15 protein-coding genes and 1 tRNA gene are annotated in these 14,450 nt (G+C 66.0%); 8 read left to right on the forward strand and 8 right to left on the reverse strand.

Annotated features, from left to right (window positions below; translation table 11 throughout):
- Positions 1-283 precede the first annotated feature (283 nt).
- Positions 284-1,081, forward strand: coding sequence for an efflux RND transporter periplasmic adaptor subunit (locus V5F84_RS07085; RefSeq protein ID WP_394046115.1), 798 nt, complete (start codon positions 284-286; stop codon positions 1,079-1,081).
- A gap of 220 nt (positions 1,082-1,301) precedes the next feature.
- Here V5F84_RS07085 and V5F84_RS07090 read toward each other — a convergent pair.
- The 7 genes from V5F84_RS07090 to V5F84_RS07120 all read right to left on the reverse strand — a co-directional run bounded on the left by V5F84_RS07090 (position 1,302) and on the right by V5F84_RS07120 (position 7,262).
- Positions 1,302-1,378, reverse strand: a tRNA-Arg gene (locus tag V5F84_RS07090).
- Between the two features lie 376 nt (positions 1,379-1,754).
- Positions 1,755-3,242 (reverse strand): ATP-binding protein, encoded by a 1,488-nt coding sequence (locus V5F84_RS07095; RefSeq protein WP_394046017.1) that lies wholly within the window; start codon positions 3,240-3,242, stop codon positions 1,755-1,757.
- A gap of 116 nt (positions 3,243-3,358) precedes the next feature.
- Positions 3,359-3,697 carry an HPr family phosphocarrier protein gene (locus tag V5F84_RS07100; RefSeq protein WP_394046019.1) on the reverse strand — a complete coding sequence of 113 codons (339 nt, stop codon included), beginning with the start codon at positions 3,695-3,697 and terminating at the stop codon, positions 3,359-3,361.
- Entirely contained in the window at positions 3,684-4,085 is a 402-nt protein-coding gene (locus V5F84_RS07105) for a PTS sugar transporter subunit IIA (protein WP_394046021.1), read from the reverse strand. Before V5F84_RS07105 ends, V5F84_RS07100 begins: the two co-directional genes overlap by 14 nt.
- 116 nt (positions 4,086-4,201) lie before the next feature.
- A complete protein-coding gene (locus V5F84_RS07110) occupies positions 4,202-4,645 on the reverse strand; it encodes an HPr kinase/phosphorylase (RefSeq protein WP_394046023.1) in 444 nt (147 codons plus the stop codon).
- Between the two features lie 3 nt (positions 4,646-4,648).
- A complete protein-coding gene (locus V5F84_RS07115) occupies positions 4,649-6,454 on the reverse strand; it encodes a sensor histidine kinase (protein WP_394046117.1) in 1,806 nt (601 codons plus the stop codon).
- Positions 6,455-6,560: 106 nt separating this feature from the next.
- The gene (locus V5F84_RS07120) at positions 6,561-7,262 is read right to left on the reverse strand and encodes a response regulator transcription factor (RefSeq protein ID WP_348846619.1); all 702 of its coding nucleotides are present in this window, start codon (positions 7,260-7,262) and stop codon (positions 6,561-6,563) included.
- A 224-nt stretch (positions 7,263-7,486) separates the two neighbouring features.
- Here V5F84_RS07120 and V5F84_RS07125 point away from each other — a divergent pair, with 224 nt between their 5' ends.
- Complete coding sequence (locus V5F84_RS07125; protein WP_394046025.1) at positions 7,487-8,206, forward strand: HugZ family pyridoxamine 5'-phosphate oxidase; 720 nt, start codon at positions 7,487-7,489, stop codon at positions 8,204-8,206.
- Positions 8,207-8,319: 113 nt separating this feature from the next.
- Complete coding sequence (locus V5F84_RS07130) at positions 8,320-9,957, forward strand: phosphoenolpyruvate carboxykinase (RefSeq protein WP_394046027.1); 1,638 nt, start codon at positions 8,320-8,322, stop codon at positions 9,955-9,957.
- A 151-nt stretch (positions 9,958-10,108) separates the two neighbouring features.
- Here V5F84_RS07130 and V5F84_RS07135 read toward each other — a convergent pair whose 3' ends face one another.
- Positions 10,109-10,372, reverse strand: a complete 264-nt coding sequence (locus V5F84_RS07135; protein ID WP_394046029.1) for a hypothetical protein — start codon at positions 10,370-10,372, stop codon at positions 10,109-10,111.
- Positions 10,373-10,589: 217 nt separating this feature from the next.
- Between V5F84_RS07135 and V5F84_RS07140 the strand changes: the two genes are divergently transcribed.
- The 5 genes from V5F84_RS07140 (at position 10,590) to leuD (ending at position 14,364) form a co-directional block, all read left to right on the forward strand.
- Positions 10,590-10,760 (forward strand): hypothetical protein, encoded by a 171-nt coding sequence (locus V5F84_RS07140; protein WP_394046031.1) that lies wholly within the window; start codon positions 10,590-10,592, stop codon positions 10,758-10,760.
- 75 nt (positions 10,761-10,835) lie between these two features.
- Positions 10,836-12,260, forward strand: coding sequence for a 3-isopropylmalate dehydratase large subunit (gene leuC / locus V5F84_RS07145; protein ID WP_394046033.1), 1,425 nt, complete (start codon positions 10,836-10,838; stop codon positions 12,258-12,260).
- Positions 12,261-12,621: 361 nt separating this feature from the next.
- Positions 12,622-13,062 carry a metallopeptidase family protein gene (locus V5F84_RS07150; protein ID WP_394046035.1) on the forward strand — a complete coding sequence of 147 codons (441 nt, stop codon included), beginning with the start codon at positions 12,622-12,624 and terminating at the stop codon, positions 13,060-13,062.
- A gap of 102 nt (positions 13,063-13,164) precedes the next feature.
- Positions 13,165-13,683, forward strand: coding sequence for a cytochrome b/b6 domain-containing protein (locus tag V5F84_RS07155; RefSeq protein ID WP_509277175.1), 519 nt, complete (start codon positions 13,165-13,167; stop codon positions 13,681-13,683).
- A gap of 75 nt (positions 13,684-13,758) precedes the next feature.
- Entirely contained in the window at positions 13,759-14,364 is a 606-nt protein-coding gene (gene leuD, locus V5F84_RS07160) for a 3-isopropylmalate dehydratase small subunit (RefSeq protein WP_394046039.1), read from the forward strand.
- The last annotated feature ends 86 nt before the right edge of the window (positions 14,365-14,450 follow it).

Consider the following 14,450-nt stretch of genomic DNA (forward strand, 5'->3'; position numbering starts at 1 on the left):
GCCGCGTTTAAGGTCAATCTGCGCATTCCCGTAAACTGCCTTTTCGATCAAATTGAACGACGGGCGGTGACGGTCTTATGGCCGATGGCCATAGACGTGTCCGATCAAACAATGGAGGAAATGAAACAACACGATGTTATATCGCCGAATATTTCTGGATCAGATCGGTCTCATTTGCATGAGAGCTACCATAATACCGTCATTTAGAATAAAATCCCCTACGGAATTCGGATATCCGGACGTATTTTGGCGGGCCAAGGCGGGCATTTTCCTTGTGTTCGCCATGCTGGCCGGCATCCCCGGCGCCCGGGCGCAGACAAAACCGCTGCAAGACATGGAGTACGACTGCCTCGTCGACGCCAATGCCAAGGTGAAGCTTGGCGCCCCTGTGCCCGGTCTGATCGAGAAGATTCATGTGGATCGCGGCGATCGGGTGAAGGCGGGGGAACTCCTGGTGGAGCTTGAGTCGAATGTGGAGCGGGCCCAACTCGCCATCGCCAAATCGCGCGCCCGCAACGACCAGCCCGTTCTGGCCGCACGCGCCCGGGTGAAATTCACCGCCCAGGCAGCGGACCGCATCATTCGCCTGCGGCAGGCCAATGCCGGGGCCGTCACCGCGCTCCAGTTCGACGATGCAACCGCCCAGGCCGAGATCGCGGAATTCAACCTGCGGGAAGCGGAGCTTAACCTGGAGGCGGCCGCCCTGGAGGTGGAGCGCGCCCAGTCTGTGCTCAACCAGAAGCACATCACCAGCCCCATCAACGGCGTGGTCGTCGAGCGCACCATGGAGGCGGGTGAGTATCGCAACGAGCAATCCACCTTCCTGACCCTGGCCGAGATCGATCCGCTGCGGGTCGAGGTCTATGTGCCGGTGGTCTATTATGGAAAGACTCCGCCGGGAACGGTCGCGGACGTCACCCTGGACGCGCCGCTGAATTCGCGGCACGCGGCCAAGGTGACGGTCGTGGATCAGGTGCTCGACACCGCCAGCGGCACCTTCGGCGTTCGCCTCGCCCTGCCCAATGCGGACCTGAAGATCCCCGCCGGCCTAAGGTGCCGCATCCGCTTCAGGCCGTCCTGAGCCGCCGAGCGGACCGACCCGTGGCCATGCCGGGCGCGCCTCTGCGTCCGGCGACCGGCGGGTGAGGGCGCGCGTTCCGAGCAGAAAGCGTGCAGGCGGCGTCGCTGGAGCGTCCTAGGAGCGGGTGGCGTCGCTGGAGCGTCCTGGGTGGAGAAGGGGATGAGCGTGTGCGCGAGGGGAAGCGCTTTTCCCGGAACCGCCGCTAAGTCATTGGAAACAATGGCGCGCCCGAAGAGATTCGAACTCCTGACCCCCAGATTCGTAGTCTGGTGCTCTATCCAGCTGAGCTACGGGCGCTTTGTTTTCCCATTGTCGATCCGAAGATCGCCCGGGGCCGAGGCCCCGAGGGCTCGAAGCGGCGACCCGCTTGCGAGGAAGTGTGAGCTACAGCTTTTATTTTACCCTGGCAAGGGCAAAGTGCGGTGCGCCATTTCCGGCCCTGTGGATATTTTCCGCGCGCGCGGGCGTCGGATCATGGGCCGTGGCGGGCCATCGCGGGCGGCGGGGGCGGGATCCCTCCCCCCGAGCGCGGGGCGTCTCGCGGAGGTCCGGCGGACGGCGAACAAAAAAGCGAATCTTCGCCGGAAATCGCGGTGTCATTGGCCGAAAAGGCGCGGAAGCGTGCCCCTGACTCGCGGTTCGTCTGCGGCTCGCGCGGCTTTCGTGTGAAACCTCAGCCCGCCCGCAGGCGCTGGCCGCGCGGCCGCGCCTCCTGCGCCCGGTCGGGAATGGTGATCAGGAATGTCGCCCCGCCGGGCTGATCGAGAAGGCGGATCTCGCCGCCATGGGCGCGCACCAGCTCCTCGGCGATGGGCAGGCCGAGCCCGGTCCCGCCGGCCCGCGCGGAGGCCTGGAAGGCCGAGAACAGCCGGTCGCGCCGGGCGGGCGGGATGCCCGGCCCGGTATCGGAGATCTCGATCTCCACCACATGCTCGCGCCGCCGCGCCGCGACGCGGATCTGGTCCCGCCCCGCCGGCCGCGGCTTGTGGCCCTCAAGTGCCTGGAGCGAATTGCGCGAGAGGTTGAGAATGACGCGGAACAATTGGTCCGGGTCGGCGTCGGCGGTCAGGGGGCGATCCAGCGTCACCACCCAGTCCACATTCCCTTCCGCACCGGGATGCAGGCCCAGCATGTCGCGCACCTCGTCGAACAGCGCGCCGAGGTCCACGTCGCGGCGATCGGGCAGGGGCTCCTGGGCGCGCCCGTAGGATAGGGTCTGCTCGCAATAGGCGATGGCGCGGTCGAGCGCCGCCACCAGCTTGGGCGCAAAGCGCTGCACCGCCGGATCGGGCAGGGAGAGCAGGCGATCGGAGATCAGCTGCGCGGAGGCGAGCAGATTGCGCAGATCATGATTGATCTTGGAGACCGCAAGGCCCAGCGCCGCCAGCCGGCTCTTCTGCGTGAGGGTGTGGGAGAGTTCGCGTTGCAATTCCGCGAGCGCCTCCTCGGCGATGCCGATCTCGTCGCCCCGGCCGCTGGGGGTGATGATGCGCGAGGCATCCTCCGGCGCCTCGCGATAGGCGCTCATGCGCTCCGTGAGGCGCCGCATGGGCCGCACGAACAGCAGGTGCAGGCTGATATAGACCAGCGCACCGGCAAGCCCGGACACCAGGAGCGAAATGGTCAGCACCGTGGTGGCGAAGCGCCACATGGCGCGCTGGAGCGGCGCCTCAGAGAGCACGATTTCCAGGAACTCCTCCCCGCGCGGCGCTTCCGCCACCACGCGCAAGGTGCGCTCGCGGGTGGCCAGCAGCGTGCCGAAGGCGTCCCAGACCGCGTGCCAGGGCGTGATTTCGCGCATGTCGAGGTGCTGGTCCACGGTGGGCGGCATGTCGGACATGGCGAGCAGGCGGCGGGTATCCTGCGCCTTCACCACCACCAGTTGCGCACCCACATTGGCGAGCAGCTGGCGGGTGAGATCGGGGGGAATGGTTTCCTCCGGCGCGGCGTCCAGCACCAGGGCGGCGGTGCGCGCCGCCGCCACCCGGTCCGACAGCCAGGAGATGCGGAAATTGGCCATGGTCGGAACGAAGATCGCCAGCTCGGCGGCGGTCACGAACACCAGGGTCAGCAGCAGAAGCTTGCCGGACAAGCCGAAGCGCACCCGTCTTGTGGGTGTGCGCGGTTCGGTCTCCTGCGGCGCGGTGCTGTGCGTGAGCATACTCGACTGACGGCCGGCGTGGCGCCCCTATGCGGTGCGCCGACGAATGTTATCTCTGTTCACGCAAATGTGCCCTTCGGAAGGCGATTGAAAGGGCAAGCCACGGAATTGCCGCGTTATTCGCCTTCCCCGAAGCGATCGGCCACCAGGTCCTGAAGGGCTTCGAGCACCTGGACCGCCTCTTCGCCATACGCCGTTACCGTTACGCTGGTACCGGGCGCCGCGGCGAGCATCATCAGCCCCATGATGGAATTGCCGCCCACCGCCTCGCCGTTGCGGCACACGGTGACGGTGGCGTTGAAGCGCTCGACGGTCTGCACGAACTTGGCCGAGGCGCGCGCGTGAAGGCCGCGCTTGTTGATGATGGGCAGAACCCGCACCAGGGCGCCCGCGGGCGCCGGCGCGCCACAGGCCTCGTTCACCTGCGGGTCGTTGGAGGGGTCATTTGCCGGCAAGGACGCGGCTCGCGATGTTGATATATTTGCGGCCGGCTTCCTGGGCCACGTCCACCGCCTCGGAGAGGGGCATCTCGCCGCGCACCTTGGCGAGCTTCACCAGCATGGGCAGGTTGATGCCCGCGACCACTTCCACATCCGGCGCGTTCATCACCGAAATGGCGAGATTGGAAGGCGTCCCGCCGAACATGTCGGTCAGGATGACGACGCCCTGGCCCGACTGCACCCGATCCACGGCGTCGATGATGTCGTGCCGCCGTCGCTCCATGTCGTCGTCGGGTCCAATGGTGACGGCTGCAATCTGGGCCTGGGGGCCCATGACATGCTCCAGGGCGGAGCAGAATTCCGTGGCCAGGCGGCCATGCGTGACGAGTACGAGACCGATCATGTTGCCTCCGCCTCCACCATCAAAACGATGGGAGGCCTCCCGCGCTGCGGGGTGGTCATATTCAGAGCGGCTCAAAAATTACGCAAGGGGTGCATCGCACAAAAGCACCGGACGAATCAGTAAGAAAGTGTCTTGAATGCCGCAGCGATCATCAGGGCGCCGTCGGTTTCGTGCGAAAATGCAATGCGGGGCAAGGTGAAGCCGAGAATGCAGGTGCGCGAATCCGCATCGGACGGCAGGCGCGGCATGTCGGGAAAGCCGAGATCCACCACCAGGTGCAGCCGCGTTGCATCAATGTGGGGCAGGCGGCGAATGCCGAGTTTCCGCACCTCGATCAGGCCCGCCAGCTCGGGCGGCGGCGCGGCGCTGACGCCGGAGGCTTCCGCCGCGAGGCGCACCCGGTCGTCCGCCACCAGCTCCGCCTCGGGCAGCGCGCGGGGCGGGTCCAGGATCAGGCGCAGGGCGAGCGTGGATTTTCCGCTGCCGGAGGGCCCGCGGATCAGCACCCCCCATTCGCCGATCCGCACGCAACTGCCGTGGATGGTGGCGGCGGGCGCCACGGGCTAGCCGTTCGGCAGGCGCACGACGAAGCGGGCGCCGGTGACGGTCTCGCCCGTGCCGTCCTTGGCCGGCGCGGTGCGGTTCTCGGCCCAGATCCTGCCGCCGTGGGCCTCCACGATCTGGCGCGAGATGGAGAGGCCGAGGCCGGAATTCTGGCCGAACCCATGGTCGGGCCGGTCGGTATAGAAGCGCTCGAAGATGCGGGAGAGGGCGTCGGGCCGGATGCCGGGTCCGCGATCGTCGACGACGATTTCCGCGCCGTCCTTGAGGCGGCGGCAGGTCACGGTGACGGTGCCGCCCGGCGGCGAGAACGAGCGGGCGTTGGAGACGAGGTTGTCCACCACCTGGCCGAGGCGGGACGCGTGACCCACGAGCGTGAAATCGGCAGCGGCGCCCGGCGCGCGCTCGAACTTCAGCGCCACTTTCACGCCGTCGTCCTTGCGCACGTCCTGGGCCATGCCCACCACCATCTCCAGCAATTGCTTCAGATCCACCGTGACCGCTTCCTGGCGCTGAAGTTCGGCATCCAGCCGGCTCGCGTCGGAAATATCGGAGATCAGGCGGTCGAGCCGCTTCACGTCGTGCTGGATCACTTCCAGCAGGCGATTGCGGGAATTCTCGTTGCGCGCGAGCGGCAGCGTCTCCACCGCCGAGCGCAGCGAGGTGAGCGGGTTTTTCAGTTCGTGCGCCACGTCGGCGGCGAAGCTCTCGATCGCCTCGATGCGGTTGTAGAGCGCGCTGGTCATGTCGCGCAGGGCGCCGGAGAGATGGCCGATCTCGTCCGAGCGCGAGGTGAAATCGGGGATCTCCACGCGCGACTTGATGCGCCGGCGCACCCGCTCGGCGGCGTCGGCGAGCTTGCGCACCGGGTCGGCGATGGTGCCCGCGAGCAGCACGGAGAGCAGCACCATGACGGCGGCGGCCACCAGGAACACCCGCACGATCACGAAGCGTTCCGCCTCCACCGCCTCGTCGATCTCGCCGCCCTGGGTCGAGAGCAGCAATTCGCCGAGAATGGCGCGGAAGCGCTGGATCGGCACCGCGACGGAAACCACCACGCGGCCGCGCTCGTCGACCCGCACTTCGCTGGATTTCTGGCCCAGCGCGGCGGAGGCGACCTCGGGATAGTCCTTGCCGCTCTGCGGCCCGAGTTCCTTGTAGAGCGGCAGGTCGCCGCGCCCGACCCAGCTTTGCAGGCCGCGCCACGTGCGTTCCAGCAGCCCAGGGCGCGGCTGGGTCGGGGGCGGCAGGTCGAAGCGCAGGATCTCGCCCTTGGAATAGAGCGAGCGCGTATCGAGCAGCATCACCCCTTCGCGGTCGTAGATGCGCGCGCGGGTCCGGGTGGGGCCGACGAGGCGGCGCAGCACCGGCGCCACCCGCTCGGGATTGATGGGGAATTCCAGCGGTGCGAACCCCTCCTCGGAGGGGCCGTAGCTTTCGCCGGCCTGCAATTCCAGGAGCCGCTCCGGATCGATCGTGATGGCATTGGTCTCGACCTGCGCCGATGCCGCGATGGCGCCGGCGATGATCTCGCCCTGCACCAGCAGGCTCTGAACGCGGGCATCGATGAGGCCGGCACGGAATTCGGAGAGATAGAGAATGCCGGAAACCAGCGCGCACAGGCCCGCCAAATTCAGCAGGACGATGCGTCGCGTGAGGCTGGAGAAGCTCTTGAACGCGACGAAGCGCGGCAGCCGGCGCAGCTTGGCGAGCAGGCTGCGTGGCTGCGGCGGCGCGCCGTCGGCGGAGAGGTCGCCGACGCCGGTATCATCTCTGCGCTTGCGGCCCCGCGCCTCATAGACGCGCATCTCCTCTTCCGCCTCATCGGCATCGGGAGAGAGGGGCGCGGCCTTGGCGGCGGCCGTCCGCTTCTGGAATATGCTCATGGCGCGGGGCGCCGGGCGGCGCCCGACTTCAGCTTTCCTTGAACCGATAGCCGACGCCGTACAGGGTTTCGATCATCTCGAAATTGTCGTCGGCGGATTTGAACTTCTTGCGCAGGCGCTTGATGTGGCTGTCGATGGTGCGGTCGTCCACATAGACCTGATCGTCATAGGCCGCGTCCATCAGGGCATTGCGGCTCTTGACCACGCCGGGGCGCTGGGCGAGCGCCTGGAGAATCAGGAATTCGGTGACCGTGAGGGTGACCGGCTCGCCCTTCCAGGTGCAGGTGTGGCGCTCCGGGTCCATGCGCAGGAGGCCGCGTTCCAGCACCTTCGCGCTGTCGGTCTCGCGCGGGACCGTGCCGTCCTTGGCGCCGACGCGCCGCAGCACCGCCTTCACGCGTTCCACCAGCAAGCGCTGGGAGAACGGCTTCTTGATGAAATCGTCGGCGCCCATCTTGAGGCCGAACAATTCGTCGATCTCCTCGTCCTTGGAGGTGAGGAAGATCACCGGCATGTCGGTCTTCTGGCGCAGGCGGCGCAGCAGCTCCATGCCGTCCATGCGGGGCATCTTGATGTCGAGGATGGCGAGATCGGGCGGCGAGGTCTTGAAGCCGTCGAGCGCGGATGCCCCGTCGGTATAGGTCTCGATCCGATACCCCTCCGCTTCCAGAGCGATGGAGACCGAGGTGAGAATGTTACGATCGTCGTCGACGAGGGCGATGGTGGGCATGACACCTCTTTCAAGGTCCTGTGGGCCGTTGTGCGACCGTCTTGGGGTGAACCCGTTTCCCGTGGCCGAAATGTGACACCATGTCAGAATCTCCCACCAAAATAGCGGGAAAACCTGGAATTTCCAAATGGATCGCGCCCGTGCCCCGGGATGGCCCCGGGAGCGTCCCGGGCTTGACCGCGACCGGCGGGGGCGGAACATGGGTCGAAGGAAGGAAATTGCCCATGACCAGCGACAGGGACACCGGCGCGCGCGCCGTCCGCATCCTCATGCACGAGGCCGGCTTTGCCGCGCTCGCGACGCTGGAGGACAGCGGGGCGCCCTATGCGTCGCTGGTCGCGATGGCGCTTGATGAAGAAGGTCTCCCGGTGCTGCTGCTGTCGCGGCTCGCGCGCCATACCCGCAATTTCCTGCGCGACGGCCGGGTCTCGCTGCTGGTGACCGCGCCGGCGGCGACCGATCCTCTCAACGCCGGGCGCGCCAGCCTGCTCGGCCGCATTCGCGCCACCGACGATGCCGATGCGCGGGCGTGCTTCCTGGCCCGTCACGGCACGGCCGGCGGTTATGCGGACTTCGACGATTTTGCCTTCTACCGGGTGGCGGTCGAGGAAGCGCATCTGGTGCAAGGCTTCGGCCGCATCCTGACCCTGAACGGTCCCGAGGTGATCGCGGATTGGTCGGGGGCCGAGCCGGTGCGCGCGGCGCAGGCCGGCATTCTCGCCCATATGAATGCCGACCACTCGGACGCCCTTGATTTATATGCACAAAAGCTTTTGTGCGCGCCGGGCGAGGGGTGGAGCATGGTGGCGCTCGATCCCATGGGATGCGATCTCAGGCGCGGTGACGCGGTGGTGCGGCTGGAATTTCCGGACCGCGTCACAAGTGTTGCTGCGGTGCGGCAAGTTCTTGTTGCGCTTGTCGAGCGTGCTCGTGACGCAGCATAAATTCGATTTAATCGTTTTGATCGCAGAGGAAGTGAGTTCACACGCACGGAACACCGATTTAGTCTGCGCCCTCCTGCGGGAATAACGCCCGCGGCGACAAAACGCCCGGCATCATGCTGCGGAAGAGGGAGACTTCGGTGCTCGAAACTGGATTTCGCAATAGCGCCTGCGGCGCTGATAGCTTCGGCCTGCGCCATCTGACGGGCGTGCACTGGAATCTGAATGCGCCGGCGCTGTACGAGCACGCGTTGGAGCGCCTGGAAGGGCGCCTCGCCGCTGGTGGCGCCTTGATGGCCGAGACCGGGGTGCATACCGGCCGCAGCCCGAAGGACAAGTTCGTGGTGCGCGACGCCGCGACCGAGGCCGAGGTGTGGTGGGACAACAACGGTGCCATCACGCCGGAACAATTCGAAACTCTGTACCAGGATTTCCTCACCGCGGCCGAGGGCAAGACCTTGTTCGCGCAGGATCTCTACGGCGGCGCGGACCCCACCTATCGCATCAAGACCCGCGTCTATACCGAATTTGCGTGGCACTCGCTGTTCATCCGCACCATGCTCCGCCGGCCCGAGCACGCGGAACTGGCTGATTTCGTGCCCGAGATGACCATCATCGATTTGCCGAGCTTCAAGGCGGATCCGGCGCGCCACGGCGTGCGCAGCGATACGGTGATCGCGGTGGATTTCACCCGCAAGATCGTCCTGATCGGCAATTCCTCCTACGCCGGCGAAATGAAGAAGTCGGTCTTCACATTCCTGAATTATCTGCTGCCCGCGAAGGGCGTCATGCCCATGCACTGCTCGGCCAATGCGGGGCCGGCGGGGGATGTGGCGGTGTTCTTCGGCCTGTCCGGAACCGGCAAGACGACGCTTTCGGCAGATCCGGCCCGCACCTTGCTGGGCGACGACGAGCACGGCTGGGGCGCGGACGGCGTGTTCAATTTCGAGGGCGGCTGCTACGCCAAGACCATCCGCCTCTCGAAGGAGGCCGAGCCGGAGATCTTCGCCGCGTCCGACCGGTTCGGCACGGTGCTGGAGAATGTGATCCTCGATCCCGTCACCCGCGTGCCGGATTATGACGACGGGCGGCTCACCGAGAACACCCGCTCCGCCTATCCGCTGGATTTCATTCCCAATGCCAGCCCCACCGGGCGGGCGGGCCAGCCGAAAAACATCATCATGCTGACCGCAGACGCGTTCGGCGTGATGCCGCCGATCGCCAAGCTGACGCCGGCCCAGGCCATGTATCACTTCCTGTCCGGCTATACCGCGAAGGTCGCCGGCACGGAGAAGGGCGTGAAGGACCCGGAGGCGACCTTCTCCACCTGCTTCGGCGCGCCCTTCATGCCGCGCCATCCGTCCGTCTACGGCAATCTGCTGCGGGATCTCATCGCCGGGCACGGGGTGGATTGCTGGCTGGTGAATACCGGCTGGACCGGCGGCAAGTTCGGGGTCGGCCGGCGCATGCCCATCAAGGTCACCCGCACCTTGCTGTCGGCGGCGCTGGACGGCTCGCTGAAGGACGTCTCCTTCCGCACCGATCCCTATTTCGGATTTGCCGTGCCGACTTCGGTGCCGGGCATCGAGCCGCACGTCCTCTATCCGTCCAAGACCTGGGCGGACAAGGGCGAGTTCGATGCGACGGCGCGCAAGCTGGTCGCCATGTTCCAGGATAATTTCGCCAAGTTCGAAAGCCATGTGGACGCGGCCGTGCGCGCCGCCCAGCCGGAAGTCCGGCTCGCCGCCGAGTGAGGCCAAGCGTCCCGGTGACGATTAACGGCTCGCCGCAAGGCGGGCCGTTTTTTTTCACCGCTGGCGGTGCGGCGCGCGCTCGGTTGGCGGCCTTCGGCGCGCGCCGCCGGACTGCGCGCGGCCTGCGGGACCAGACTCGATGGGCGCAGCCTCAGGGGGCTGCGCAGCCGGGCGAGACCTCGGCGGTATAGGCGCCCTGGTCGAGGAAGCGGAGCGCCGTCGCCCGCGGAGCGTCGCAGGGGTCGGCGACCCCAGGCCCCGCCTGTTGGGACAAGGACGACATGTCCCTCGATGCGTCGGGTGCCTGCGCGTGCAGCTCGGCTTCGTCGGGCGCGGCCGCGCGTCCGAGATCGCCGAATATCGCCGCGCTCGCCGCGACCATGAGCGCGCCCAGGACATAGCCTTCCAACCGCATGGTTTTTCTCCGTCCAGATCCCCCGCGCCTGATCCAGAGCTAGGCAACAATATTTGCTGCGATGCAGCAATGGCGCTGCGATCATGGCTGGCGAGGGGGCCCTGAGAACGATGCAGATCTTATGCGGTACCCGGCAGGGTGGCAGTTCTTGCAGCGCAGCGTTCTGCGCATAGGTCTGTCCATTGTCGCGCCACGCTGGAACTGCTAAAAAAGCACCATGAACCGTTCCGATCCGTCCTGCACACGCCTGTCCAAGGCGGCCTTTTGCGCCGCTGGGCCGTTCGCGCGCACGACCATGGAATTTGCAGCGGTGCCGGACCATGTGCGTCTGCCGGGCCGCTTTTTTGGCCGGTTCACCACTGCCGCCCTGGCTGCGCTCGGTCGCTGACCCTTTAGATCTTCGTCATCGATTTCGGCTTGCCGCGCCCGCGCGGCCGAGCGCCCGATCCTCAGGACATTCCCCATGACCGAGCCCACCAGCGCCCCGCGCACCCTCTACGACAAGATTTTCGACGACCACGTCGTGCATCGGCAGGACGACGGCACCTGCCTGCTCTATATCGACCGCCACCTGGTGCATGAGGTCACCAGCCCGCAGGCGTTCGAGGGCCTGCGCATGGCCGGTCGCAAGGTGCGCGCGCCCGCCAAGACCCTGGCCGTGGTGGATCACAACGTGCCCACGACCGATCGCAGCCAGGGCATCGACGATCCCGAGAGCAAGCTCCAGGTGGAGACGCTGGCGGAGAACGCGGCCGAGTTCGGCGTCGAATATTTCGATGAACGCGACGTGCGCCAGGGCATCGTGCATGTGGTGGGCCCGGAACAGGGCTTCACCTTGCCTGGCACCACCATCGTGTGCGGCGACAGCCACACCTCCACCCACGGCGCCTTTGGCGCGCTGGCCCACGGCATCGGTACCTCCGAGGTTGAGCATGTGCTCGCCACCCAGACGCTGATCCAGAAGAAGGCCAAGAACATGCGGGTCACGGTCGACGGGCCGCTGCCCGAGGGCGTGGGCGCGAAGGACGTGGTGCTGGCCATCATCGGCACCATCGGCACCGCGGGCGGCACCGGCTATGTGATCGAATATGCCGGCGACGCCATCCGCTCGCTCTCCATGGAAGGGCGCATGACGGTCTGCAACATGTCCATCGAGGGGGGCGCCCGCGCCGGCCTCGTGGCGCCGGACCAGAAGGCGTTCGACTACATCATGGGCAAGCCCCGCGCGCCCAAGGGCGCCGAATGGGACGCCGCGCTGCGGTTCTGGCAGACGCTCTATAGCGATCCCGATGCCCATTTCGACGCCGAAATCCGCATCGACGGCGCCAATCTGCCGCCCATCGTCTCCTGGGGTACCAGCCCGGAAGACGTGATTTCCGTGGAGGGGCTGGTTCCCGATCCGGAGCTGATCGCCGACGAGGTGAAGCGCGACGCCAAGAAGCGCGCGCTCGCTTACATGGGCCTTTCCGCCGGCACGAAGATCACCGACATCCCTGTGGACCGCGTGTTCATCGGCTCCTGCACCAATGGGCGGATCGAGGATCTGCGGCAGGCCGCGAAAATCGTTGAGGGCCATCGCGTCAACGGCAATGTGAACGCCATGGTGGTGCCGGGCTCCGGGCTGGTGAAATTGCAGGCCGAGGCCGAGGGGCTGGACAAGATCTTCCGCGCCGCCGGCTTCGAATGGCGTGAGCCGGGCTGCTCCATGTGCCTCGCCATGAATGCCGACCGGCTTTCGCCCGAGGAGCGCTGCGCCTCCACCTCGAACCGCAATTTCGAGGGGCGCCAGGGTCACAAGGGCCGCACGCACCTGGTCTCGCCGGCCATGGCGGCGGCGGCGGCGATCGCCGGCCATTTCGTGGATGTGCGGCACTGGCCCAACGGTTGAGCAGCAAAGAAAAGGGCCGGCCGCACATGCGGGCCGGCCCTTTCGCTTTCAGCACCTACTTTACGCAGCAGAATTCCGACGGGTACGGTAGGATAAAACCCGTCAGAGGATAAAGGCCGAGGTCACGTAGGTTGCCGCGTGGGCTTCCTGCGGGGCCAGATACGCGGCAACGCCTAAAATTGTCACCAGAGCGCCGGTGACCGCCAATTTGCGCAGCATGGTCACTCTCCTGAATGCTTCTGGTGGTTAAACATCCTGGCAGCGTTAATGGTTCCGAAACCATAGTCACGGGTTCGAGACCTTGGGCGCAACTTGGAGCGGCGCCGGCACCAGGGGCCGGCAAGACGGGAGCAGGAAAGCGATGCCCAACGGGTCCACGGCCAGAAACAACGCCATCGCCTGGCGCAGCCGCGAAGCGCCGTCGCTGGAAGCCTTTGAGATTCTTGCGGAGGACGCGTTCGCGCGCCTCCCCGAGAGCTTCCGCGCGCTCTGCGGCGGCGTGGTGCTGCGGATCGAGGATTTTCCCGAGGACGATGTCCTCGAGGAGCTGGAAGCCGAATCGCCCTTCGATCTCCTGGGCCTGTTCCAGGGCGTGGGGCTGACGCAGGCGGGCGCGGTCTCGGATACGGGGCGCCTGCCGAACATGGTTTTTCTCTACCGTCGTCCAATTCTGGACTATTGGTCGGAGAATGAGGAAACCCTGGGAGAGATCATTGCACACGTGCTGATTCATGAGATCGGCCATCATTTCGGCCTTTCGGATGCCGACATGGAGCGCGTGGAATCGCAGGTCGAAGACTAGATGGGTCCTGGACGTGGCGGGTAGCGCTGGCTACACAGGCTTGGCTTCTACAGGAATGGTGCAATGCGTGATCTTGTCGCTCAAAAACGCTATACTTTGACAATGCGTTCACTCCATTGGCTGACTGTGGCGCTCGTCCTCACGGTGTATGGCCTTACCTATGTGGTGGACCTGTTCGCGCGCGGCACGCCGCAGCGCGGCACGGTCTGGGGCCTGCACATTTCCTTCGGCCTGGTCCTGCTGGTGGTGGTGGTGACGCGGCTCGTGGTGCGGGCGGTGGGGCCGCTTCCGGCACCTTCGGATGCGCTGTCCCGGCTGATGTCGATCGCCGCCCATGCGGTCCATCTGGCGCTCTACGTGCTGTTGATCGCCACCCCGGTGCTCGGCATCGCCATGACCTTCCTGCGCGGGCAGAGCATCTCGCTTTTCGGGCTGCTGACGATCGCCTCTCCGCTGACGCCGGATCGGGATTTCGCGCGGCAAGTGCTATGGGTGCATGAAAATAGCGCGAACCTGCTGATGATCGTGGCGGGGCTCCACGCGCTCGCGGCGCTCTATCATCACTTCATTCGCAAGGACGATGTCCTTCAGCGCATGTTGTTCAGTATGGGCCGGCGCTGAGGCGCGGGCGGGTCGGCGCGGCCGTTCGGCCGCCGGAACAAGCGGGCCGAGGGCCCTGAAGGGAGCCGGAAGGCGATGGAAAAGTTTACCACGGTCGAAGGCGTCGCGGCGCCGCTGAAGATGGTCAATGTCGATACCGACATGATCATTCCGAAGAATTATCTGAAGACCATCAAGCGTACCGGCCTCGGCACGGGCCTGTTCGCCGAGATGCGCTATAAGGACGACGGCAGCGAGAACCCCGATTTTGTCCTGAACACGCGGGCCTATCGCAAGGCGAAGATCCTGGTGGCGGGCGATAATTTCGGCTGCGGCTCCTCGCGCGAGCATGCCCCCTGGGCGCTCCTCGATTTCGGCATCCGCTGCGTGATCTCCACCTCGTTCGCGGACATCTTCTACAATAACTGCTTCAAGAACGGCATCCTGCCGGTGGTGGTGTCGCAGGAAGTCCTGGACAAGCTGTTCGACGACGCCAGCCGCGGCTCCAATTCCACCCTGACCATCGACCTGGAGGCCCAGGAGATCCGCGGCCCCGACGGCGGCACGGTGCGGTTCGAGATCGACCCCTTCCGCAAGCGCTGCCTGCTGGAAGGGCTCGACGATATCGGCCTCACGCTGGAAAAGGGCGCGAGCATCAACACCTATGAGGCGACGGCGGCCGAGCAGCGCTCCTGGCTGTGACCTTGCCCCGTGCGAAACCAGGCGCCGCCCCCTGCGGCGCCTTTTTTTTGCCTGCGGTCGAATTTTCATCCCGCTCGTCCCTGTGT

Source organism: Roseixanthobacter liquoris, assembly GCF_043195135.2.
Classification (GTDB): Bacteria; Pseudomonadota; Alphaproteobacteria; order Rhizobiales; family Xanthobacteraceae; genus NCEH01.

What these genes read in the sequence shown, in the direction of transcription:
- V5F84_RS07085 (WP_394046115.1), top strand. Translation starts at nt 284, where the DNA reads ATGCTGGCCGGCATCCCCGGCGCCCGGGCGCAGACAAAACCGCTGCAA.
- V5F84_RS07095 (WP_394046017.1), bottom strand. Translation starts at nt 3,242, where the DNA reads ATGCTCACGCACAGCACCGCGCCGCAGGAGACCGAACCGCGCACACCC.
- V5F84_RS07105 (WP_394046021.1), bottom strand. Translation starts at nt 4,085, where the DNA reads ATGATCGGTCTCGTACTCGTCACGCATGGCCGCCTGGCCACGGAATTC.
- V5F84_RS07115 (WP_394046117.1), bottom strand. Translation starts at nt 6,454, where the DNA reads ATGCGCGTCTATGAGGCGCGGGGCCGCAAGCGCAGAGATGATACCGGC.
- V5F84_RS07120 (WP_348846619.1), bottom strand. Translation starts at nt 7,262, where the DNA reads ATGCCCACCATCGCCCTCGTCGACGACGATCGTAACATTCTCACCTCG.
- V5F84_RS07125 (WP_394046025.1), top strand. Translation starts at nt 7,487, where the DNA reads ATGACCAGCGACAGGGACACCGGCGCGCGCGCCGTCCGCATCCTCATG.
- V5F84_RS07130 (WP_394046027.1), top strand. Translation starts at nt 8,320, where the DNA reads ATGCTGCGGAAGAGGGAGACTTCGGTGCTCGAAACTGGATTTCGCAAT.
- V5F84_RS07135 (WP_394046029.1), bottom strand. Translation starts at nt 10,372, where the DNA reads ATGCGGTTGGAAGGCTATGTCCTGGGCGCGCTCATGGTCGCGGCGAGC.
- V5F84_RS07140 (WP_394046031.1), top strand. Translation starts at nt 10,590, where the DNA reads ATGAACCGTTCCGATCCGTCCTGCACACGCCTGTCCAAGGCGGCCTTT.
- leuC (WP_394046033.1), top strand. Translation starts at nt 10,836, where the DNA reads ATGACCGAGCCCACCAGCGCCCCGCGCACCCTCTACGACAAGATTTTC.
- V5F84_RS07150 (WP_394046035.1), top strand. Translation starts at nt 12,622, where the DNA reads ATGCCCAACGGGTCCACGGCCAGAAACAACGCCATCGCCTGGCGCAGC.
- V5F84_RS07155 (WP_509277175.1), top strand. Translation starts at nt 13,165, where the DNA reads ATGCGTTCACTCCATTGGCTGACTGTGGCGCTCGTCCTCACGGTGTAT.
- leuD (WP_394046039.1), top strand. Translation starts at nt 13,759, where the DNA reads ATGGAAAAGTTTACCACGGTCGAAGGCGTCGCGGCGCCGCTGAAGATG.